Raw genomic sequence first — 22,636 nt, forward strand, 5'->3', positions numbered from 1 at the left:
AGTTTGCAATAACAGTCTGTTTTTATACAAAAAAGAGGAAGCCTTAATTGGCCTCCTCTTTTAGTGGAACAAAAATTTCGCCTTGTCGTTCTTTATTTAACAGTGTTTGTAAAATCGTTTTTGATAATCGGCTTGGCTGGTACGGCTTGACGAGATAGCTTGTCGCTCCGAGCGCCATTCCTTTTTCTCGCTCTTCTAATGCAGAAGAAATGATAATTGGAATATCGGAAAGCTGTTCGTTTTGCTTTAACGCTTTTAATACGTCCCAACCGGATGTGTCTTGTTCTTCTAACATAATATCTAAAACGACCGCATCTGGTTTTTCTTTTTCGATAAGCGCAATCGCTTCTTTTCCTTCTTTCACATGTTTCACACGAAAACCGCTATCTTTTAATTCCGCTTCTAACAACGCCGCTAAATTTTCGTCATCTTCAACAATAATGACGTGCGCCTGTGCGTACTTGTCGTTATTGTCGTGTTCTTCTTCTTTGGCATTCGCGAGGACAACGAGCGGAAGCGATACGGTAAACGTACTTCCTTTTTTCAATTCGGACGTGACGCTTACTTCCCCTTCATGCGCTTTTACAATTTCTTTTACAATCGCCAGTCCAAGCCCTGTTCCACCAATGCGACGACGGTCGGAGTTGTCGACACGATAAAATTTCGTAAATAAATTCGGGATTGCTTCTTCTGGAATGCCTAATCCTTCATCTTGTACATCGACGCATAAACGGTTGCCTCGTTCGTAAACGCGCACCGTAATATTTCCGCCTTCTGGCGAATATTTAATCGCATTGCTAATTAAATTCGTGAACACTTGAGCGAGTTTATCGCGATCGCCAAGCACAATCGTATTATTCGTTTCTTTTTGTACATGAAACTGATGGATTTTCGTACTCCCTTTTTGCGTTTCGATGACGTTTTCAATAATCGAAACGATATCTTCGTATTTTTTATCGTACGTTTGTTTTCCTGATTCCATCCGTTGCACATCTAAAAAGTCGTTAATGAGCGCAGTTAACCGTTTCGCTTCTTGGTAAATGGTCGTTAAATATTTTTTTTGCCGTTCAGGTTTTAATTCTTTCGTTAACATCAGTTCAGTAAAGCCGAGCACGCTTGATAATGGCGTGCGCAATTCGTGACTGACGGTGCTAACAAATTCCGATTTCATTTGGTCGACTTCAAACTGTTTCGTAATGTCGCGATGAACGAATACCGTTCCTTGCCGTTCACCGTTGCGATATAACGGTTCAGCATATACTTGCATCACTTTTCGTTTTTGCGGTAAATGGTACACAAACGGCTCATGGTCTTCATCGCCGTTAAATATAATAGCTTGTAAATAGTCGCATAGCTTTTTGCCTGCATCGGACTGTTCCACTAAGTCGCGCGACCATTGTTCATAGCTTGCCCCTTCAAGCTCGGCAATCGTTTCTTTTTGAAGCAAGGCGACCATTTGTTTATTCACCATGACGCTATGACCTTCGCTGTCAACGAAATGAATGCCTTCTTGCACCGTATTTAAAATATGCTGCACCGTCTCGCGCGCCTGTTCGGACTGTTCATATAGCGCAATTTTTTGGAGCGAAATCGATATTTGTTTCGTTAACCCGACATATTCTTGAATATCCTCATCTGAAAACGGTCCACCAAAACGGCTAAATACTAAAATCGCTTGCACATCATTTTCATTCGATAACACAGGTAAAAAAACATCATGTACGAACATCGTTTCTTCATGATATCCTTTTTCAGATGCGGTCAGTTCCCGCTTTAACATGAACGGCTTTTTTTGTTCGAACAATCGTTGATGCAAACCGTTGTATATATACGTTAAAAACTGCTCGACGCCGCTTTCTGATAAACCGAATGACGCATGCGTTTTCTCATCGTTCATTAATACGATCATGCCGCGATCGGCTTCCATGACGCGTGCCATATTAAACACAATACTTTGTAATACGTCTTGTTTGTCGAGTGAACTTGATAATCCGTGAATGAAATCGTTATGCCGTTTTAACTCTTTTTCGCGCGCTTGCATCGCTTCAAGCGCTTGTTCAAGCTCGGCTTGTTGTATTTCTAATTCATCTTGTTGCGCAAGCAATTCTTCGTTATGCGCCATTAAACTTTCTTCTTTTTCTTGAATGCTCGTTAACATTTTTTGAAAAGCATTTGCGAGTTTTCCAATTTCATCTTCGCGATTTGTCGTTTCGTGCATGTCATATACAACTTGTTCATCGTTTGCAATTTTTTCCGCCACTTTCGCAAGTTCATTAAGCGGTCTTCCGATTTTTTTCATCATGATGCGCGCGATTGTAATTAAACTAGCTAAAATCACAAAAATAAACAAAACAAATACCGTTTGCGCGGTCGTTTGATCGTTACGCAACTTTTGAAACTCTTCATCAAGCTGTTCGGTTAGTTTATTTTTATACGTTTTCATTTGAAATTGAAACTGTTCAATCGTTGCTGTGCCACCGTTTTCCGATAAGCTCATGACTTTTTGGATATTGCCGTTTTCAAACGCTTCGATTGCTTGCGGAACGAGGTCACCAAAATAGTAGCTCGCAAACTGACGCGCCTTTAAAATAAATTGCGTATCGTCTTTTGTTGTAGCGGCAAGTTCGAGCGCATCAAGCGCCGTTTGCACATGTTCTTGTTCGCGAAAAATACTTAATTTAAATTCTTTTCGATTGAACGCTAAATAGCCGCGGGCATCGGAAAACGCTTGGTTAAACGCCCGTTCGATTTCTTGGGCATATTTCATTTTCGTTTCGATTTGTTCCTTTTTTTGTTCAAACGATGCTGTTAACGTCGACTGATAAACGAAAACGGATACCGCCCCGATGACAAAGACGACTAAAAAGGTTGTTACAAGCACGACAAATTGTCGTGCTAAACTTTTTCGCAAGTAGTTACGCATCTTCTCCATGTAAAATCGCCTCGATTCGTTGCACAAGTTCTAACGGGCTATACGGCTTTGCCATAAAGTAATCCGCCCCAGCATCAAGCACGCGCTGTTGGTCGGCTTGTTGGCTTTTTGCCGATAGCATCATAATCTTTACATGCTTTTTATCGGGCATTTGGCGCACTTGTTGAATAACTTCTAACCCGGTATATATTGGCATCATATAATCGAGTAAAATTAAATCATAATCGTTTTGTTTAATCATTTCGATCGCTTCTTCTCCATCGCACGCTTCGTCAATGTCGTGCCCTTCATCTTCTAACGTATCGACAACGAGCATGCGCAACACTTCTTCATCTTCAGCGAGTAAAATTTTCGCCATTATTTTCCCTCTCCTTCTGCTTTTTTATATGTTTGTTTTACAATGTCATATGAACGTTTCAACCGTTCGTGATATGTCGGTTCTTCCCAACCGTCCCATGTGTAGAGATAAAAACGGTTTGGATCTAAATGGGTCGGATATGAAAATTCTTTTTCATATACGCCGATGCGAATGCCGTTAATCGTTTTGCTGCTTGTTAGTCCACCTTGCCACATATCTCCCATCACTTCGTGCATGCTCGGGTCTTTTACGTTAAGAAGCGCCCAAGGGATGCGAATTTCATATCCGTCTTTTTGTTTGCTGACACTCACGTCCGTCAATGAATTGTATGCTTCGTCGTTCGGATTAGCTGTACCGAACGTCATGATACCTGTTTCATAAAAATCGAACGGATACGTCTTTCCTTTAATTTGTAGTTTTTTGTTTAATGTGAGGCGAATCGGATGATACACGCCGTTATTTTTTTTGTGCGCATACGGCAGGCGCTCGATCATTTGTAATACATGTCCGTAATGATAATAAAACGAATCGTAGTAGCTATCAACCCATAATCGCCCTTCGTTTTCGCCGCGTAAATGGAGGACAAAGTCAACGCCTTCTGTTCGGACGTTTGGCACATCGAGAATCGTTGATTGTCCTTGATTGTTGATCGTGTCAAATAATATATAGACGTCTTTATTTCGTTCGATCGGCGTATCGTAACGAATGTATACGTATCGTTCGTCGCTTGTCATATATAGCGCACGGTCGTTTTGCTGAAATGCTGGAGCGATTTTTTGCAATGCCCAGTCTTCTTTTCGCCCATCGACTTTCATCATTTTCGTTTCGTCTGGTGCAGGGTCAAAGCTTAATAGACCGAATTGCTGTTCGTTCGTTTGCGCGTTTGACCAAAACGGTCGACGATCTGGATTGTCGTAGTCCATCGTGTTCCACGTTCGTTTAAACCATTCATCTTGCCATGTGAAAATAAATCCGCCCGCCATCTTCTCGTGGACGATATCTTCAAATAATTTTTTATTTATTAACCCTTGCTCTTGTTCGGAATGAAACCCTTGATTCATTCCGTATACGTTGCGGTGCGTCATGCCGCGCGATGAAGGGACACCAAATTCCGCGACGACGATTGGCATACGATGCACTTGCTTCATATCGTGCAAATAACCTGCATAGTTGTTTTTCTCACCGCGATGATCGATATAATTGACGTATTTCGGCTCATAGTTTAAAAAGTCTGGATAATACGGATAAATGTGATATGACGCAAATAAGCCGCTATGCATGGCATTTGTCGCATAAATCACGTTCGGATTCACCGATACGAAATCTTCTTTCTCTAACGGCTCGCTCGGATGCGTTAATAAATCGGTCGTCACCCAGTTTGTAAAGCTGACCGGACGTTGCCAGTTGTACGTTTTCGTCTCGTATGCAACCGCTTCGTCGATGATGCGTGCGAGCCAAATTTCAAACGGGGAAGCACCTTTTGTATACACGTACGCCCCTTTATAATCTGACAAGCCCGCATGTTTCGTATTTGTCGCATGGACGACGGTCGGCTCCCACTCGACACCAAAAATCCAACCGAGCACATATGGTGAAATGTCGTGCTTATACACACCGCTTGCATGCCCCGGACGAGGAGGAATCGTTGCTCGTCCATGCACAATGTCAATCGTTCGTTTCATTTCGGCGACAAATTCATCTGTATTGTCTTTCGCAAACGCATCGTTTGTTCGTAAAAACGTTTCTTCGTTGACCCAAACACCGTGAAATAAATATAACGGTTGTTTTGCGATTTTGTTATATTCATAAAACGCTTCATAAAACGCAGGTGGATGAATCGTATACACCCGTAAGGCATTCGCATGCATCGCCCCAATTTGTTTAAACCAGCGAAAATATTCTTCTTTCGTAATCGCTGTTTCACCCGGGAAATGACCCGGTTTTGCGATGCCCATGTTGACCCCTTTCAACAACATATTTTCCCATTTGCCATTTTTGTAAATTTGTATATATTGCTCACCAACGCGACCAGCGAGCTGAATGCCGTCGTCTGTTTTGGCGATCGCACGCTCGCTCCATTGCTTGTCATCGTTAGACGCCTGTTTTAAAATCGTTTTCATCATTGGAACATACGCTTTCCAATAAAACGAAACGGTGCTGTTTGGATCGTGGCGCGTCGTCCATTTCCGCCATATGTCGATGCCGACCGTTTGATATATGTTTGGTACATCTGGTTGGTCGGCGTAGTCGCCGCAAAAATAATATGCCTCATAACGCGCATTCTCGTGATGAACGATCGCCGGGAACATCGCCGGCAAGCCAATCGCCTGTAATTTTTCTTTTCCACTTTTCGATAACGAAAGCGTATATGTTGCTAACACTTCTTCGTCGTGTAACGGTTTAACAATATCAAACCAATAGGAATATGGAGTCGAACTGCTAATACTAAGCTCTTTTTCTCCTTTTTTCGTCGGAGTAAATAGCACCCCTTGTTTTCCGATTTCGTTTTTATTTAAAATGACAAGCCGGTCGTATTCGTCAACAAATACATAGCCCGGGCCTGTAAATGTATAGCTTTGATTGTACTGTTTTTCATAGTTTTCTTTCACCCAAACAGGCACTTCGTCATCTTCAAGCTTCGGGAAATAGCGGCCAATCCAGCCCGTCCATTCGACGTTTAATAACGCATAAAATTTTTCACGAACAGCTCGATCCGTTGGGCTCGCAAACGAGTTAAACTCCGCAATAAGCGTTTTGTTTCCTGCAAACATCGCATCGTGCAAGCGATTCACTTCTTGTTCCGTCAACCCGCCATACACTTTCGGTGAACGTTTCCCTTTCTCTTTCTCCGATGTGAAATCATCTTCATATACACCATACGTATCCGCCACATAAATGACATCGTACGATTCGAGCGACGTCGGCCACGGCCGTTCTTTTTTTGTTTTCGGCACAAAACCGACGTAATCGCTATTTAACTTGTAGCGCTCCCCGTTTGGTTTCACATATTTTTGTTGGTTTAATAACCAAACGAGCCCTTCATGCTCACGATACGTATGATCGGGAACTGTTTTATTCACAATAAGCACATTTAGCGTCGTTTCACGCTTTATTTTCCACAACCAATATGGCGAAGAAATGGCAAGAAAAATACATACGATATATACAATGAGCCATCGTTGTCGTTTCATCATTTTGACACACCTTTTCTTTTCATTTCTCCCCATCCTTTTCGTTTTAACAGCGCATCAACAATTCCTTCACAGCGCCATAGCACCGTAAGCGGACGATACCATAACGTCTCGGTTAATGAATAAAAAAAGAGACGCACAATATCTGAAACGTTTGGAAATTTACGAACCGTCCATTCTTCTAACAATACGGCAGCCATGGAAAAAAGCGAACCGTACAAAACGGAAACGAGGAATAGTAAAATCGCAAATTCAATATACACATCACCTAAAATGAGTGCCACGATGACGAGAATATAGCCAACCAACTCGACGACAGGACCGAGAAATTCAATGAGTAAAAAATATGGCATCGAAATGAGTCCAATTGTGCCATAGCGCGGGTTAAACCACATGCGGCGATGAAGCCACAGGCTTTCAAACAAGCCTCGATGCCAACGACGCCGTTGTTTGCGCAAATCTGATAGCGACTCCGGTGCTTCCGTCCAACAAACCGGATCGGGCACGTATACAATTTTTTTATCGGCGTCTGTTTCTTTGATCATGCGGTGAAGGCGAACGACAAGTTCCATATCTTCTCCAACGGTATGCGCATATCCGCCTGCTCGAATGACCCATTGTTTTGAAAAAACGCCGAAAGCGCCTGAAACGATGAGCAGTAAATTGTGGCGGCTTAGTCCGATACGTCCCATTAAAAAAGCACGCAAATATTCGATCACTTGCATGACAACGAGCGGTTGACGGGAAAGAGCGATGCGAATGACTTCCCCTTTCTCGATGTCACAGCCGTTGGCGATACGCACACTTCCGCCAGAGGCGATGATGTCTTCATCTGAATCAATAATCGGTTTCATCACTTTTAAAAAGGCGCGACGTTCAATGACAGAGTCGCCGTCAATGGAGCAAACGTATGGATAAGATGAAAAATTAATGCCGGCATTTAACGCATCGGCTTTGCCGCCGTTGTCTTTGTCGATGACAAACAAGTGGGAAAACTTACGGGAGCGATATACCGCACGAATCGGTTTTGTTTTTAACTGTTGGCGAATGACACGCTTTATTTCAACAAGGTCGAAATCTTGTTTCAACCGCTCTAACGTATCGTCTGTTGAGCCGTCGTTAATGACGACAATTTCATACTCCGGATATTCGATGCTTAAAAGGGAGCGCACCGTCGCAAAAATACCAGCTTCTTCGTTGTAAGCGGGCACTAAAATTGAAACGGGTTTCGTATAACTGACATCAAGCATTTCTTCGTACGGTTCCCAGTCGTCTAGTTCGTACATACGCCGTAATTGAATGAGTGAGACGATCAGCAAAAACGTATAAAACAAAATGACCGCGATCATAAAGAAAAAAACGAACATAGCAATGAGTTTAATCATATTCCCGCCCTCTTTCTAACCATTCGCGCGCCATATCACGCGCGTACGGATCGTCTGATGTGTGGGCGATTCGTTCGAGCATCGCCAACCCGTTTGGCATGCGCAACAACGCTTCGGCCGCTTGCGAGCGCACCGCAAACATGCGATCTTTCATCAGTTGTTCAATCGTTTCAATGAGCTCTTCTTTTACCGTTCGCGCACAAAGCCGTAGCGCCATTAACCGCTCTTGCCAAATAGGCGATTGTAAATGTGGGCGCAGTTGTTCCGCATCAAGCGGAAATGCTATTTCTGCTAGCGCCTTTAACGCACGAATGCGATATTCGCTTTGTTTATGTTGAAGCAATGTGCGCAAAAACGGAATGTGCGCTAATTTTTGCATAATGCCAATCATATCAATGATGGCGTATTGTATTTTTTCGTTCCAATCAAAAAAATGATCAACCAATTTCGCAAACGTATCGTCATCCATACGCGATAAAATAAGACGGTAGTCAAACTGTGTAAATGAATCGTCTGTTTGTTTCATATATTCGTATACGTGCGGATGGCGAAAAAGCGCAAACATTTTTAATAGTTGGCGCTTTTCCATCATCGTTAGCTGTTTTTGTTCATACATCGCTTCTAACTCATGAATGAGCGCACGAAGATAAAAATCTTCAATAAAAAAAAGGGCATTCATTCTTCTTCCAAGCCTACGATGTTGAAGCTGTTCACGTAAATAATCGACAAAATACGTTTCCGCTAACATCATCGCGCGTGCTTTTACATCTTCGTTCGCAAGTACACGCAAAAAATGATCCAATAATTCCATCATTGCTACATGTTGCGCAGCCGACGATGGAGGGGCGATTTGTTCTTCACCGTAAGCTAAAAAGCGAAACAGCGCCGATTCATATCTTTGTTTGTATATCTCCACTTCTTGTTTCCATTTATAATCTTTTCTTTTGTTAACAACTAAATAAAGGAAAATCGCACACAAAAGAAGGAATAAAGTAGCGACAATCCAAGCAAACAAAACGAGTTGGTTAAACACAACTAATTCATCCTCTTTAACATATGGCGTATTCTTGCTTCAAGTTCAAGTAGCTTAAACGGTTTTGTCATATAGTCGTCTGCTCCAAGCTCAAGCGCGCGTGCAATATCGTTTTCGCTTTTTCTTGCGGTTAGCATAATGATTTTATAGCGCGACGAGTCTTTTTGGTTACGCAGTTGTTGTAACACTTCAAGTCCATCCATTTTCGGCATAACGCCGTCTAAAATGACGAGGCATGGCTCTTTTCCTTGATGCCACTCAGACGTCGTAAACTGCTCACCATCTCGAAACGTACGTAAATCAAGCGTCACCTTTTCTTTCGCGAACATTTTTTGCACGATGTCCGCCACAATGGCGCGCACAATCGCATCATCATCGACAATCGCCACTTTCACCGTCCGACGAAGCGATGTTTCTTGTTGTTTCGCAAGTACAACGCAGTTTCTTCCCGTATTTTTCGCTTTGTATAGCGCGGAATCGGCAAGCTCGATCCAATGCCCGATCGGTTTCGAAGGATCGTTCACTTCGACGATGCCTGTCGAAAACGTACACGAAAACGTCGTTTCTCCACTTTGAAACGGAATGCGTTCAAATTGTTCGCGCAATCGTTCAAACACAAGAAGCGCCTCGCCCGCATCGGTTGCTGGCAATAAAACGATAAACTCTTCGCCCCCGAAGCGAATGACAATGTCACGTGCGCGAACGTTTGTTTTTAAAAATTGCGCAAATTGCTTTAAAACGACGTCGCCAATTAAATGCCCGTATTGGTCGTTTACTCGTTTAAAATGATCAAGATCGAGCACCGCTAAACAAAATGGTTCATGCGTACGATGCCAATCGCTTTTCAATTGTTCATACGCTTGTTTTAAATATTTTCGGTTATATACATGCGTCAATTCATCTAACAAAAGCAGCTCATCAATTAATTGTTTTCGCTCAAGTTGCCTATGAATGCGCACAATAAATTCATCGATCGCAAACGGCTTCGGAATAAAGTCATCTGCACCCATTTGATAACTTTTCATGCGCGTCTCTTTTCGGTCATCGATGCTGACCATAATCATCGGAACGAATTGTTGTTTTAATTTTTCTTTTAAAAACGTTAATACTTCAAATCCTGTTTTCGTTTGCATATGAATGTCGATGACGACGCAATCTGGACGAACATCATAAAACGACGCGACCGCTTTTACCGGATCGGCAATCGCTACAACGTACCACCCGTTTTGTTCAAGTTGTTCTTTCACATACATTAAAAACGACGGATCGTCATCAATAAGCAAAATCGTCGGTTCGTCGCCTTGTTTTGTTTCTTGTTCGCTATGGGCGACGTCACTTATTTGTTGCTCGTAACAAAGCTGAAAAAGCGGGGTGAGCCGCTCTTTCACGTCTGACGATTTCCATTTCTTTTCTTCATCTTCGCCCCATTGCTCCATTAACTGACGCGCATAGTTTCCGATATCGGTCATGCCGATCATCGCTGCTGTGCCCGCAATGGAGTGAAGGAGGCGATAAACGTCTTGATGAGCGATTTCATCGACCGTTTCCCATTCTTCTAATCGTTTGCGAATATTTTTTAAAAAATGTTGGCGATATTTTTCATAACGATCCATAGCGATCCCCTACTGTTTATAAAATATGTTGATCAATCATTTGGACAAGTTCAGCAATTTCAGGTTTGCTTACTTGCGCTGTCGCTCCGACGCGCTCGCCTTTATGGCGAAGATCGTCTGTAATTAAAGAGGAGAAAATGATGACAGGCAAATGTTTTAATTTGTCATCTTCGCGAATGCGTTTCGTTAAATGATGGCCGTCCATTTGCGGCATTTCAATATCGGTAATGACTAACTGCACTTCGCTTTCGATCGGCTTTCCTTTTTGCACGATCGCTTGTAAATAGTTGAACGCATCTTCCCCGTTTTCGAAAAATTCGACGTATACATATCCCGCCTCAGCGAGCGTATCGTGAAGCAGTTTGCGTAATAGCGGAGAATCTTCGGCAACGATTAGTTTTTTGTTCGAACGTTCGCGTTTGCCAAGTTTTTTCACACGTTCAACGTTAATGCCGGATTGCGGGTTAATGTCGACAACGATTTTTTCAAAGTCGAGCAGTAAAATCATATTTCCGTTTAATTTCACTACACCGATAATTTGGCTTTCTAATCCTTGATACATTTGTGATGGCTTTTCGATTTGTTTCCATGATATGCGATGAATTTGTGTGACGTTATGGACGTGAAACACCACTTTTTGTTGATTGAACTGTGCGACAATGTATTTATCTTGCGCTGGATTGTTCGATGGCCCAAAGCCGAGCGCTTTCGCTAAATCGATGAGCGGAAGCACCTCGCCGCGCAATTCAATAATGCCTTCAATATACGGATGAGCATGTGGCACTTTTGTCGGTGCGATCGGATGAATAATTTCTTTCACTTTAATGACGTTAATGGCAAATCGGTTATCGCCAATTAAAAATTCGACAATTTCTAGTTCATTCGTCCCGCTCTCTAATAAAATTCCATTTTTATTTTCCATAAAGCATCCTCCATTACGACATCATTTACTGTTATTTTATCATACTTCTTATAGCGGACGAAAAATATTTTTAATATAAATAGTCGCTTATTTTCCGGTTTGCCACGTTCGTATCAATGGCGCAACGGTCAGCATCGCGCCCGTATTGCCACATCCAAACGTTTGCGCGACAGTTCGGGACGTTTGGACGAAACGTTGGCGCTTTTGTTGCCGACGTCGTCCCCGGACGAGGATACGAGCTCCATATCATCGTTTGTTGTGCCACACGTTCGTCGTTTTTTACCGCTTCGCAATATGCTTCTCCGAACGCTCCTTTCGTCGGATTGGCATATATGCCTGGGCGATATCCGCTCGGATAAAACGTATCGACCCAGGCGCGAATCCATGCCGCGTCAACGTCAAATTCATCTTCAATATTGGCGAAAATGACTTTATTTTTCGGAATACCGAGTCTTCGTGCATGAAAAATCGCATTTCTTGCCGCCGTTCTTCCTTTTTCGTATTGTGTCGCTTCACGAAACGCATTGTAAATCGGGGCAATTTTTATGCCGTATCCTCGAATAAAAGCAATTTCTTCTTTCGTTAACCCGTCCGATACGTTCGGCACAGTCGTTACGTATCTTCCCCAAAATTGTGGAAAACCATATTGTTGGCGCACGCACGTAAACAACGCTTCCGTCACTTTTGCTGCTGAATCAACGCCCCACATGCATCCATTCCCCCTTTTTTCGTTTCTTTCCATATATATGCGAACGATACATGTCTAAACAAAACTTTCATCTTTATCGAATAATACTTTATTCCTAGGTAAAAATCACTATAATAAAAATAGATGAACATCACGGGGGATTTATGATGAAACGAGAGAGACAAAAAAAACAAACGAGAATATTATTGCAACAAACCGCCCTTCAATTGTTTCAAACACAAGGGTACGATGAAACGACCGTTTTGCAAATTACGAATGAAGCTGGTGTGGCGAAAGGAACATTTTTTAATTATTTTCGCACGAAAGAAGAAGTGCTACAAAGCGTGTTTTTTTCGCATATGGAACGCGTCTATGAAAAAATGAAAAAAAATGAACATGAGCATTGGCGCAAACAAATGGTTCAGCTATTTCATGAACTGACCGCCATGCACGAGCAACTCGGAAAAGAAGTAACAAAATCAATGGTGCATATTTATACGACGAAACAAAAACAATCGCTTCCGCTCACTTCATTCATCGATATGCTGACACAGTTATTTGAAGAAGGAAAACGATGCGGGGACATTCGAACGGGGCGACCTTCCGCGGCGCTTGCTTTAATAACGATTCAATTATATTTCGGAGCATTAAAATTATGGATGTTTTCGCACTTACATGAACCGTTGTCAACGTTTACGATCGATACGATTACAATGTTTATCGACTATATGCAAAAAGAAGGGGACTAATCCCCTTCATACAATGGCAACGTGATCGTGACAGTCGTTCCGACGTTCAATCGGCTTTCGTATGTAATCGTTCCTCCCATTTCGCGAATGAGTCGGGCTGTAATCATGCTGCCGAGCCCTGTCCCTTTCGATTTTGTCGTATAGTACGGCAACCCGATTTTTTTCAACTGCTCTTCCGTCATTCCTTTTCCGGTATCACGAATTGTAATAATGACTTCTTTTTCCTTTTCATCGACTGTTTTATAAATCGTCACAAGCCCGCCGTATTCAATCGCTTCTATTCCGTTTTTCATAACGTTTAATAGCGCTTGTTTTAAATAATGTTCATCGCCATACACATCGCTTTTCCCTTCCGTATATAGCTGCAACGACACGTTCGTCATTGTCCCGAGCGGACTTAACAAATGAACGGACGTATGTAAAACGTCATCGATGTTCACTTTTTGCAGTTGAAATGGCGCCGGTTTTGCAAGTGACAAATATTCGGTAATAATTTCATTCGTTCGATCTAATTCTTCTAAAATGATCGGGGCATATTTTTTTACGTTTTCGTCGGTCGTATCTTGGCTTAAAAATTGGACAAACCCGCGCACCGTTGTAAGTGGATTGCGAATTTCGTGAGCGAACGATGCCGCCATTTCGCTTACCGTCGCTAGTTTATCGACGTAAATCATATCGTCAAACTGTTCGTTAAATTGAATAAGCCGTTCAATGACGTAGACGAGCGCGATAAACATCGCAATAAAAAAGACGAAGTAGATGATATAAAATCGCCAAGAAAGAGGTGGAACAGCGTATATAATCGTGGCAACATACAAAATAAGGTAAACCAAAACGATCATAAGCCCATATAATATTTTTCGTTTGACGTTAAAAAAAGATGAGCGAAACAACATGCCGACGATAAATGCAAAGACGGATACGGTAATACCCGCAAAAGCAAACGGACCACCGATGATGGAACGACTGACGATGACCGTTAATGTACATAGCAACCCCGCTGTTTTTCCAATATATAACGTCGTCACTAAAATGACGATCATGCGAAAATCGAAATTCGTTTCCGCTAACGGCTGAATCGGATACATCATACACAATATAGCGGTGAACGATGCCACAACACCGTACATCATTTTTTGTTTCCATGTCAGTACCATTTTTCTTCGGAATGGAAAAAATAAGTTCGCATTAAAAATGAGCGAAAATAAAATGGTAATATTGACAACGAGTGGTTTAATAACAGCAATAAACATGTGATGCCTCCATGATGGTTGTTCCACATGTATTGTAACATAAGAAGAAGGACGACTACACTCGTTTTTATTTTCAGAAAAAATAAACATATTGACAGCTTTATGAACATGATAGACGTGGACAAATATGGCGCGTTACAATGATTGTGAAAAAAAACACGAAAAGAGAAGGTGTCAACATGAAAGGGTTAGCCATTCTTTTTGAAGAAGATCATACGGTCACGATTTTAGAAGATGTAGAAAAAGAACAACTTGAAGAAGTGGTAGACGAAGAAACAGAAGCAGTTCTTTGGCACGATGAAGAAATCGACTGGGACTACGGTTATTAATATAAGAAAAGCGAAAAGCGCCTGCCTATCGGCGAAGAGCGCACAAGTCCCACCGAGGAGGCTGTCGCCGCCGCAGTGTGGGACGGAGCGACTCGAGCCGATGGCGCTTGGAGCTAGACATGAATCTGAAATTTTATACATCCTTATGTTTAAAAAGCTGGCGTTTGTCAGCTTTTATTTTTTTGTTTTTATTTTTCGGAATTTTATTTACAATTTACAAAAAAACCTTTATAATGTAGAAAAGGGAGGAGAGTATTCTTCTCACTAAGGGGGAATGAAACATGTTTGAAAAATACAATGACATGACACTCGTATCGCAGCCGCACGATCTCGCTAACGGTTATAAGGAAGCTGCGCAATTCGTAATCGAACAGGCGTTGTTTCAATTTGAAAGAGATCGGTTGATGCGCGACATCGACAAAGCGCTTGAGGAACGGGATAAGGCACTGTTTCTTACCCTCTCCACACAATACAATGAACTTCGAGATCGTTATCGTCACTTGGAGGGTATGCACGCATGATCGACTGTGAAACGACAGGACAGCACATAAGGTGAACGTTTTCAGCAAAACACATTGCGAAACGTTCACCTTTTATTGTTTAATAGAAAAAAACGAAGAAAGGTGAAAGACGATGATGCTTCCGATGAATGAACGTGTGCAACATATTCAACTATCTGGCATTCGGCAATTTTTTAATCTCGTTGCCCAAGAAAAAGACATCATTTCATTAACGATTGGACAGCCTGATTTTCCGACCCCCGATCATATTAAAGAAGCGACAAAACAGGCGCTTGATGAACAGTTTACTTCTTATACGCATAATGCGGGATATTTGCCGTTACGTGAAGCCGCTTGTCGCTTTGTTGAAACGAAATATGGACTGCGCTATACCCCCGATGAAGTGATCGTTACCGTCGGCGCAAGCCAAGCGCTCGATATTGCGTTTCGTACCATTTTAACGGAAGGAGCAGAAGTCATTCTCCCTGCCCCTGTATATCCAGGATATGAACCGATTATTCGTTTATGTGGGGCAACACCTGTATATGTCGATACGCGAGAAACCGGCTTTAAACTGTTAGCCGAGCACATCGAACCGCTTATCACCGAGCGGACGCGGTGCATCGTATTGCCGTATCCGTCTAATCCGACAGGAATGACGTTAACGAGCGATGAACTGAAACAAATCGCTGCACTTGTAAAAGACAAACCAATTTGGGTCATTTCCGATGAAATTTATAGCGAACTTGTGTTTACAGGGAAACACGAGTCGATTGCGACATGGCTTCCTGATCAAACGATCGTCATTAACGGCGTAAGCAAATCGCATGCGATGACAGGATTTCGCATCGGGTTTTTATTTGCGCGAAAATGGATTGTTGAACATATAGTAAAAGTGCACCAATATAACGTTTCATGTGCCACATCCATTGCGCAACGAGCAGCGCTAGAAGCGTTAACGGTCGGAATGAACGATGCGAACGATATGAAAAAGCAATACGCGGAACGAATGACATATGTATATGATCGCCTTCGTGCCATGGACTTTGACGTCCAAAAACCGAACGGAGCGTTTTACATTTTTCCTTCCATTGCAAAGTTTCATCAGTCATCTTTTGACTTTGCATTACAGCTAGCAAAAGAAGCGAAAGTCGCGGTCGTGCCTGGAAGTGCGTTTTCGACATACGGCGAAGGATACGTGCGCATCTCATACGCTTGTTCGATGGAAGAGCTAGAAAAAGGGCTGGATCGCATGGAATCGTACATAAAAAAAGGTGCTCGCTAAAAGCACCTTTTACCATTCTTTATACCATTTGTATAACGCTTGTGTCCCGCTCTGTTCTTCTCCCCGTTCAGCAAGCGATTCATACAACTGTTTCGCAAGCTTTAAGCCCGGCAATGATAAACCGAGCGTTTCCGCTTCTGCAAGCGCAATGCCCATATCTTTAATAAAATGTTTTACGTAAAAGCCCGGAGCAAAGTCGCCAGCAAGCATGCGTGGCGCAAGATGAGACAGCGACCAGCTCGATGCGGCGCCTTGCGAAATGCTTTGCAAGACGCGTTCGGGGTCTAATCCTGCTTTTTCGGCATACACAAGCGCTTCACATACGCCAATCATATTTGTCGCAATCGCAATTTGGTTGCACATTTTCGTATGTTGCCCTGCCCCTGCTTCTCCTTGCCAAACGATATTTTTTCCGATATGCGAAAAAAACGCCATGCATGCGGAAAACGCTTCTTTATCGCCGCCAACCATAATGGACAACGTCCCATCGCGCGCCCCAATGTCCCCACCTGAGACAGGCGCATCAAGAGCGAATATTCCCTTTTCTTTTGCCGCCTCATAAATGCGCACCGCAAGCGACGGTTTAGATGTCGTAAAATCAATGACATACGCACCACGTTTCGCATGTTTTAAAATGCCGTCATCACCAAAGTATACGTGCTCCACATCTTGCGGCTCACCAACCATCGTCATAACGACGTCCGCCGCTTCGGCAACGTCTTTCACCGTTTCTTTCCATATAGCTCCTTCCGCTAATATATCTTCCGCCTTTTCTTTTGTGCGCGTATATACAACGAGCGGATAACCTGCCCGAAGCAAGTTTCGCGCCATGCTTTTTCCCATGACACCAAGCCCGATAAAACCGATTGTTTGCACGTTCCTCTCCCCATTCTAAATCGCTTTGACCATGCCGCCATCGACTAAAAGCGATTGACCGGTCATATACGTATTGTCATCCGATAATAAAAAGGCGACGATGTTCGCAAATTCTTCTGGCGTGCCGTAACGCCCGAGCGGAATGGTCGCTTTCATGCGCGCTTCTAGCTCTTCTTTCCGAATGCCGAGCTTTTTCGCATTTTGTTCGTCTAAGTAAGCAACGCGTTCAGTCGCAATGCGCCCCGGTGCAACAGTATTAATTAGAATACCGTATGGGGCAAGCTCTTGGGCGAGCGTTTTCGTTAAGCCGACAATGCCGAGGCGAAACGTATTGGAAAGAAGCAAACCTGGAATCGGCTCTTTAATGGACGATGAGGCAATGTTGACGATTTTCCCTTTCGTTTTTTTCAAATGTGGTAATGCTGTGCGAATCATTCGCACGTAGCTCAATAAATTTAACTCAAACGCCTGTTGCCAATCATCGTCTGTTAGCGTCGCAAACGTCCCCGTCGGCGGACCGCCGGCGTTATTGACTAACAAATGAACGTCGCCAAATGTTTCTACTGTTTTTTCGACTAATCGTTCGATCATTGCGTTGTCCGTCACGTCTGTTACCGTATATGCTGCTTTTCCTTTTCCGAGCGCATTTAACTGTTCGGTAACATCGTGTAGCTTTCGTTCGTCACGGCTAGCAAGCATGACGTTTACACCTTGCGAAACGAGTTTTGTCGCAATCGCTTTTCCAAGCCCTTTGCTTGATGCGGCTACAATCGCTGTTTTCATTTCATCACTCCCCTCGACATATACATTCGCTAACGACGACGCGATTCCTTCCTGTGCGCTTTGCTTCATATAACGCTTCATCCGCCCGTTTGACCATTTGCTCTTTTGTCATTCCTTGTTCGTATTCGCACACGCCAAAGCTACATGTAATATGCCCGACTGTCGGAAAATGAACCGTTTCTACAAGACAGCGAAGCGCTTCTGCTAAACGATACGCACCTGTTTGTGACGTGGCAGGCGCTAAAATAATAAATTCTTCTCCTCCCCAACGCGCCAGTATATCGCAGTCGCGCAACCGATTCGAAATGGCTTCACACATGCGCACGAGCACGAGATCACCGACGTCATGGCCGTACGTGTCATTCACTTTTTTAAAATGGTCGATGTCAAACAAAATGATGGAAAACGTATGTTTATATCGTTTCGCTCGATGAATTTCACGTGTAAAAAATTCATCAAATTTTAAACGATTAAACGTTTTTGTAAGCGGATCTTTCGTCGCTAAAAATTCGTTTCGTTTACTTTCTTCTTCAAGCGCCGTAATGTCGGTAAATACGACTAAGTATGAATTTGGCTCATCTGGAAACGATGTCGCCTTTACTAAAAATACGTGCTCTTCCGCCTGTTTGCACATTTTCACTTTCAAAAACGGAATGGTGCGGTCGATAAGCGGGCGCATCCACCGCCTTTCTCCTTTGATATAAAAATAGCCGGGTTCGTGGACAAAATAATCGCATACGTGCGTTCGTCCAGCGCGCAACTGTTTTAGTTGTTCTTGACCGAAAAAATGTTGAAACGATAAATTGCAATCAAGCAATCGTTCATCATTTAAAATGCATATTAAGTTTTCTTGGAAATCGATAATCGTGCGCGTATATTGTTTTTGTTTTTCCAGCTCTTGCTCGAGCTGACGCTGATAAATAGAATGTTGCAACGATTGCAAAAATTTTTCATGGTCAATTGGTTTTAAAATAAAATGGTTGACGCCATATTCAATCGCGCGAATGAAAAAGTCGTTATCGTCATACGCGGTCGTAATAATAATTTGCACATGTTTATCCATTTCACGAATACGACGAATGAACTCTAATCCGTTTAATATCGGCATTTTAATATCTGTAATGACAATATCAGGATGAAATGTTGTAAACAGTTCGAGCGCTTCTTGTCCGTTTTTCGCTACTTTTACTTCACGAATGCGCCGCTTAAGTAGACGCGTTAACATGTCGCGTGCGCCCGGCTCATCTTCGACATATAACACTTTGACATTTGTTTGTACCGCAATCATCTCTCTTTTTCCCCTTCCTTTCGCGGCATGCGAATCGTAAATGTTGCTCCTTTGTTTGAGGATGAAACGAGCAAATCTCCTCCCATTTTTGTGACGATCATGTTTGACATGTATAGTCCAAGGCCGGTGCCGTTTTTCTTCGTCGTCACATACGGTTCGAAAATGCGCGGAAGAATCGTTTCATCGATGCCACCTGCGTTATCTTTCACTTGAATGTAAATGAATGAGTCGTTCGCATATGTACGAACACAAATGATACGTCGTGCTACGTCACGCGCAACAAATTGTTCGCACGCATTCGTCAACAAATTAATGAGCACTTGGCTCAGCTCATTCGGGTAACCATATATACGCGCTCGCGTCCGATTTTGAACGTGCAAATGAATGTCGTAGTGATCTAAACTTGCTGAAATGATTTTTAACGCTTGGCGAATTGCTTGAATGGGGCGAAAATACGTTGCCTCTTTATGTGGGTGAAAAAAATTGCGAAAGTCGTTAATCGTTCGGGACATATGTCGAATTTGAATGAGACATTTTTGAATGGACGTACGCAAATACGCCTCATTCAGTTCCCCATACGCATATGCTTCTTGTATATCTTGCAACAGCAAGCCAAGCACGTTTAACGGCTGCCGCCATTGATGCGCAATGTTTCGTAACATTTCTCCCATCGTTGCATAGCGCGATTGTTCGATTAACATAAAATCTTTTTCGCGATTTTTCCGCACTTCTTCAGCAATTTTTTGCTGTAACGTCGCGTTCATTTGTTCCATCTTTTGTTTAAGTTGTTGCAGTTCGGTTAGCTCTTGTTCCCGTTTCATCGACTCGCCAATCGTCCGCGCGAGCGCCCAAAAAATGGCGCGTTCATGCGCCGAAAACACACGTCTTCGCTCACAATCGACAACGCTTAAAAACCCCCACCGTTCGTCGTGAATAAAAATCGGGGCAATCATAAACGACTGAATGCTTTGTTCTTCAAAAATGGTGCGCACGTTTTCATCTAATTCATCTGTATGCCCAACAAATACATTTCCGTCATATAAATGAGCTAAACAATGGACTTGTTCCGTTTGAAGCACAAGTTCATTGCGAGGAAGGAGATGTAAAGAAGGCGTTTGAATATAGTAAATGCGTTGCAGTATATACGTTTGATCTGTTGTATGTAAGCGAAAGATCGCAACACGCGTCACATGAAGCGCAATGCGCAAACTTTCTAACGCCGCCATGAGCGAGCGATCCATTGTCCTCTCCTCCAAAAACGAACAAATATAGGTCTTTTATACTAAATTTATCGTAATTCTCACGTAAAAAAAAATCAAGAAAAATTGTTGTGGACATGTAAAAAAGCCAGGCGTGATGCCTAGCTTTATACACGGAAACGATGGATCAATTGTTGGAGCGAACGGCTCATATCGTTTAGTCGCTCTGCTGCTTCTGTGACGGTGCTTAACGCTTTTAATTGTTCTTCGGATGAAGCAGATACTTCTTCAGCTGATGCTGCCGATTGTTCGGAGATCGCCGCTAAGTTTTGGAGCGCTGCCACAATTTGTTCTTTATTTTCGTTCACGTCGTGAATTTGTGTAAAAATATGTTCAATTGCTGACGTTAATTGTTCCATCATCGTTGCGATATGCATAAACGATTCAGCTGTTTCGTTCACCGCCGCTTGTTGCTGGTCGTTCATTTGTTTCGTATGGTCAACCGCTTCGGTCGCAAGAGCAGCTTGTTCTTGAATGGACGTAATCGTTTGACGAATTTGTTCTGTCGCTTGCGCTGATTGTTCTGCAAGTTTGCGCACTTCTTCCGCCACGACCGCAAATCCTTTGCCATGCTCTCCTGCGCGCGCGGCTTCAATCGAAGCATTTAACGCCAACAAGTTCGTTTGCGCAGAAATGTCAGTAATCGTTTGAATAATCGCACCGATTTGGTTCATTTTTGCCCCTAAATCAGTAATGACCGTTTCAACGGAGCGCAATTCATTTTGCGATTCCGCTGATTTCGCTTGAAGCACATTTAACTTTTCAATGCCCATATAGCTTGCTTCTTTCGTTTCGTCAGAAAGTTGTTTCACACGCTCTGCCGATTGCGTGACCGTACCCATTTTTTCAGATAAATCGTTCATGCGATCGTTCATCGCATCTAAATTGCTCGCTTGTTCCGATACCCCTTTTGCAATATCGGTCACTGCCGTTGTCACTTGTTCGCTCGTCGCCATCGTTTCTTCTGATACCGCACTTAAATGATCTGCAGCACTGCCAAGTTCTGCAACGGAGCGATCGACTTCACCAATGAGCGAGCGCATATGTGATACCATCTCGTTAAAGTGGCTTGTGAGCTGGGCGATTTCGTCGTTTCCTTTCGGCTCAACATGCACCGTTAAATCGCCTGTCGCCACTTGTTGTATACGCTCATTCAGTTGAATAATCGGCTTGACGATTGAACGCGACACCGCATAAATAAGAAGCGAGGCAAGAATCGTTGCAATGACGACAACTGTCCACGATGCTTTTCCGATCGTCGTTAACGTCGCTAATAAGTCTTTTTCTTTATATACCGCACCGACTTTCCAATTCAACTTTGGAATCGTCGCAAAATACAACAATCGCTTTTCACCATCTTGTTCGTACTCATACGCCCCTTTTTCTTTAGCAAACATCGTTTTTACAACCGGATGGTCGGACATATCTTTTCCTTTGTATTGTGGATGAACGATCGCAAATTTGTTTTGGTCAAATAACACCGGATAGCCGTTATAGCCGACGCGAGATTGCTCCACCGTTTCAGCAAGCGTATTTAACGATACGTCTAAACCGATGACCCCGATCACTTGACCGTTTTCAACAATCGCTTTAGCAATTGTGACGATATAATCGTTTGTTACCGCATCGACGTACGATTCCGTCCAAATGACTTTATCTGGTGAAGCGACAGCCGCTTTATACCACGGACGCGTCGTTGGGTCAAAATCTGGCGGCAAATCGACAGCCGGCGTCGTATACATGTTACCGTTTGCTGTGCCGATATAAGCTAATTGCACTTTTTTATGAATGTTTAAAAACGTAGCGAGCTGTCCGTCGATGTCTTGCCAAAGTTGAGCATCTTCTGTTTTTGTAAACGCTTGAAACGATTTCGTTTCACTAAATTGCTTTAGCGCATCTTCTTGGCTATCAAAGCTATGTTCAATATCGTCAACAAGCTCTGTCACAAGCGACTCTGCACGCACTTTTGCATCATCTTTCATGACAGACGCCATTTGCACGTAGTTGACCGTTTGTGAAGCAACGAGTGCAATCACTAATAATAATGCCATTAAACCAGTAAGTTTCATCGTTAATGAACGAAACACGGTGTCTCCCCCTTCATTGTGTCGAATGTTGTCGAAAAATTAATAAAGTTGTAGTTTTATTATAAAAGGTTCGCTTTCTGATGTCTATGACCGTTTTGTACTGAT

18 protein-coding genes are annotated in these 22,636 nt (G+C 42.9%); 4 read left to right on the forward strand and 14 right to left on the reverse strand.

Annotated elements, in window-relative coordinates; translation table 11 throughout:
- Window positions 1-43 precede the first annotated feature (43 nt).
- From LD028_RS04230 to LD028_RS04265, 8 genes are all read right to left on the reverse strand, one after another.
- Window positions 44-2,932, reverse strand: coding sequence for an ATP-binding protein (locus tag LD028_RS04230; protein WP_237811034.1), 2,889 nt, complete (start codon window positions 2,930-2,932; stop codon window positions 44-46).
- The gene (locus LD028_RS04235; protein WP_006321266.1) at window positions 2,916-3,290 is read right to left on the reverse strand and encodes a response regulator transcription factor; all 375 of its coding nucleotides are present in this window, start codon (window positions 3,288-3,290) and stop codon (window positions 2,916-2,918) included. Before LD028_RS04235 ends, LD028_RS04230 begins: the two co-directional genes overlap by 17 nt.
- A complete protein-coding gene (locus tag LD028_RS04240) occupies window positions 3,290-6,484 on the reverse strand; it encodes a hypothetical protein (protein ID WP_237811035.1) in 3,195 nt (1,064 codons plus the stop codon). The genes LD028_RS04235 and LD028_RS04240 overlap by 1 nt, the downstream gene beginning before the upstream one ends.
- On the reverse strand, window positions 6,481-7,866 hold the full coding sequence (locus LD028_RS04245; protein WP_237811036.1) for a glycosyltransferase family 2 protein: 1,386 nt from the start codon (window positions 7,864-7,866) through the stop codon (window positions 6,481-6,483). Before LD028_RS04245 ends, LD028_RS04240 begins: the two co-directional genes overlap by 4 nt.
- Complete coding sequence (locus LD028_RS04250) at window positions 7,859-8,899, reverse strand: HEAT repeat domain-containing protein (RefSeq protein ID WP_237811037.1); 1,041 nt, start codon at window positions 8,897-8,899, stop codon at window positions 7,859-7,861. The genes LD028_RS04245 and LD028_RS04250 overlap by 8 nt, the downstream gene beginning before the upstream one ends.
- 2 nt (window positions 8,900-8,901) lie before the next feature.
- Entirely contained in the window at window positions 8,902-10,512 is a 1,611-nt protein-coding gene (locus LD028_RS04255; protein ID WP_237811038.1) for a diguanylate cyclase, read from the reverse strand.
- 16 nt (window positions 10,513-10,528) lie between these two features.
- Complete coding sequence (locus LD028_RS04260) at window positions 10,529-11,434, reverse strand: chemotaxis protein (protein WP_237811039.1); 906 nt, start codon at window positions 11,432-11,434, stop codon at window positions 10,529-10,531.
- Window positions 11,435-11,504: 70 nt separating this feature from the next.
- Window positions 11,505-12,143, reverse strand: coding sequence for a glycoside hydrolase domain-containing protein (locus LD028_RS04265; RefSeq protein WP_237811040.1), 639 nt, complete (start codon window positions 12,141-12,143; stop codon window positions 11,505-11,507).
- Window positions 12,144-12,289: 146 nt separating this feature from the next.
- Between LD028_RS04265 and LD028_RS04270 the strand changes: the two genes are divergently transcribed.
- The gene (locus LD028_RS04270; protein ID WP_237811041.1) at window positions 12,290-12,871 is read left to right on the forward strand and encodes a TetR/AcrR family transcriptional regulator; all 582 of its coding nucleotides are present in this window, start codon (window positions 12,290-12,292) and stop codon (window positions 12,869-12,871) included.
- On the opposite strand, the gene LD028_RS04275 is transcribed toward LD028_RS04270, so the two are convergent.
- A complete protein-coding gene (locus tag LD028_RS04275; protein ID WP_237811042.1) occupies window positions 12,868-14,124 on the reverse strand; it encodes an ATP-binding protein in 1,257 nt (418 codons plus the stop codon). The genes LD028_RS04270 and LD028_RS04275 overlap by 4 nt on opposite strands.
- Window positions 14,125-14,303: 179 nt before the next feature.
- On the opposite strand from LD028_RS04275, the gene LD028_RS04280 reads away from it, so the two are divergent.
- The 3 genes from LD028_RS04280 to LD028_RS04290 all read left to right on the forward strand — a co-directional run bounded on the left by LD028_RS04280 (window position 14,304) and on the right by LD028_RS04290 (window position 16,238).
- Window positions 14,304-14,453, forward strand: a complete 150-nt coding sequence (locus tag LD028_RS04280) for a hypothetical protein (protein WP_012575481.1) — start codon at window positions 14,304-14,306, stop codon at window positions 14,451-14,453.
- Between the two features lie 281 nt (window positions 14,454-14,734).
- A complete protein-coding gene (locus LD028_RS04285; protein ID WP_237811043.1) occupies window positions 14,735-14,974 on the forward strand; it encodes an IDEAL domain-containing protein in 240 nt (79 codons plus the stop codon).
- A 112-nt stretch (window positions 14,975-15,086) separates the two neighbouring features.
- Window positions 15,087-16,238 (forward strand): aminotransferase A, encoded by a 1,152-nt coding sequence (locus LD028_RS04290; protein ID WP_237811044.1) that lies wholly within the window; start codon window positions 15,087-15,089, stop codon window positions 16,236-16,238.
- Window positions 16,239-16,247: 9 nt separating this feature from the next.
- On the opposite strand, the gene LD028_RS04295 is transcribed toward LD028_RS04290, so the two are convergent.
- The 5 genes from LD028_RS04295 to LD028_RS04315 all read right to left on the reverse strand — a co-directional run bounded on the left by LD028_RS04295 (window position 16,248) and on the right by LD028_RS04315 (window position 22,531).
- Window positions 16,248-17,114 carry an NAD(P)-dependent oxidoreductase gene (locus tag LD028_RS04295; RefSeq protein ID WP_237811045.1) on the reverse strand — a complete coding sequence of 289 codons (867 nt, stop codon included), beginning with the start codon at window positions 17,112-17,114 and terminating at the stop codon, window positions 16,248-16,250.
- Window positions 17,115-17,129: 15 nt separating this feature from the next.
- Window positions 17,130-17,897: an SDR family oxidoreductase gene (locus LD028_RS04300; RefSeq protein WP_237811046.1), complete on the reverse strand. Its 768-nt coding sequence runs from the start codon at window positions 17,895-17,897 to the stop codon at window positions 17,130-17,132.
- A gap of 4 nt (window positions 17,898-17,901) precedes the next feature.
- Window positions 17,902-19,185, reverse strand: coding sequence for a GGDEF domain-containing response regulator (locus LD028_RS04305; protein ID WP_237811048.1), 1,284 nt, complete (start codon window positions 19,183-19,185; stop codon window positions 17,902-17,904).
- On the reverse strand, window positions 19,182-20,426 hold the full coding sequence (locus LD028_RS04310) for a sensor histidine kinase (RefSeq protein WP_237811049.1): 1,245 nt from the start codon (window positions 20,424-20,426) through the stop codon (window positions 19,182-19,184). The genes LD028_RS04305 and LD028_RS04310 overlap by 4 nt, the downstream gene beginning before the upstream one ends.
- 125 nt (window positions 20,427-20,551) lie before the next feature.
- Window positions 20,552-22,531, reverse strand: a complete 1,980-nt coding sequence (locus LD028_RS04315; protein WP_237811050.1) for a methyl-accepting chemotaxis protein — start codon at window positions 22,529-22,531, stop codon at window positions 20,552-20,554.
- Window positions 22,532-22,636 lie beyond the last annotated feature (105 nt).

Source organism: Anoxybacillus sp. LAT27 (assembly GCF_022030075.1).
Taxonomy (GTDB): domain Bacteria; phylum Bacillota; class Bacilli; order Bacillales; family Anoxybacillaceae; genus Anoxybacillus; species Anoxybacillus kestanbolensis.

Coding starts and splice junctions, on each gene's coding strand:
- LD028_RS04280 (WP_012575481.1), top strand. CDS start 14,304: ATGAAAGGGTTAGCCATTCTTTTTGAAGAAGATCATACGGTCACGATT.
- LD028_RS04275 (WP_237811042.1), bottom strand. CDS start 14,124: ATGTTTATTGCTGTTATTAAACCACTCGTTGTCAATATTACCATTTTA.
- LD028_RS04235 (WP_006321266.1), bottom strand. CDS start 3,290: ATGGCGAAAATTTTACTCGCTGAAGATGAAGAAGTGTTGCGCATGCTC.
- LD028_RS04305 (WP_237811048.1), bottom strand. CDS start 19,185: ATGATTGCGGTACAAACAAATGTCAAAGTGTTATATGTCGAAGATGAG.
- LD028_RS04265 (WP_237811040.1), bottom strand. CDS start 12,143: ATGTGGGGCGTTGATTCAGCAGCAAAAGTGACGGAAGCGTTGTTTACG.
- LD028_RS04300 (WP_237811046.1), bottom strand. CDS start 17,897: ATGAAAACAGCGATTGTAGCCGCATCAAGCAAAGGGCTTGGAAAAGCG.
- LD028_RS04255 (WP_237811038.1), bottom strand. CDS start 10,512: ATGGATCGTTATGAAAAATATCGCCAACATTTTTTAAAAAATATTCGC.
- LD028_RS04270 (WP_237811041.1), top strand. CDS start 12,290: ATGAAACGAGAGAGACAAAAAAAACAAACGAGAATATTATTGCAACAA.
- LD028_RS04230 (WP_237811034.1), bottom strand. CDS start 2,932: ATGGAGAAGATGCGTAACTACTTGCGAAAAAGTTTAGCACGACAATTT.
- LD028_RS04240 (WP_237811035.1), bottom strand. CDS start 6,484: ATGATGAAACGACAACGATGGCTCATTGTATATATCGTATGTATTTTT.
- LD028_RS04290 (WP_237811044.1), top strand. CDS start 15,087: ATGATGCTTCCGATGAATGAACGTGTGCAACATATTCAACTATCTGGC.
- LD028_RS04310 (WP_237811049.1), bottom strand. CDS start 20,426: ATGGATCGCTCGCTCATGGCGGCGTTAGAAAGTTTGCGCATTGCGCTT.
- LD028_RS04245 (WP_237811036.1), bottom strand. CDS start 7,866: ATGATTAAACTCATTGCTATGTTCGTTTTTTTCTTTATGATCGCGGTC.
- LD028_RS04260 (WP_237811039.1), bottom strand. CDS start 11,434: ATGGAAAATAAAAATGGAATTTTATTAGAGAGCGGGACGAATGAACTA.
- LD028_RS04285 (WP_237811043.1), top strand. CDS start 14,735: ATGTTTGAAAAATACAATGACATGACACTCGTATCGCAGCCGCACGAT.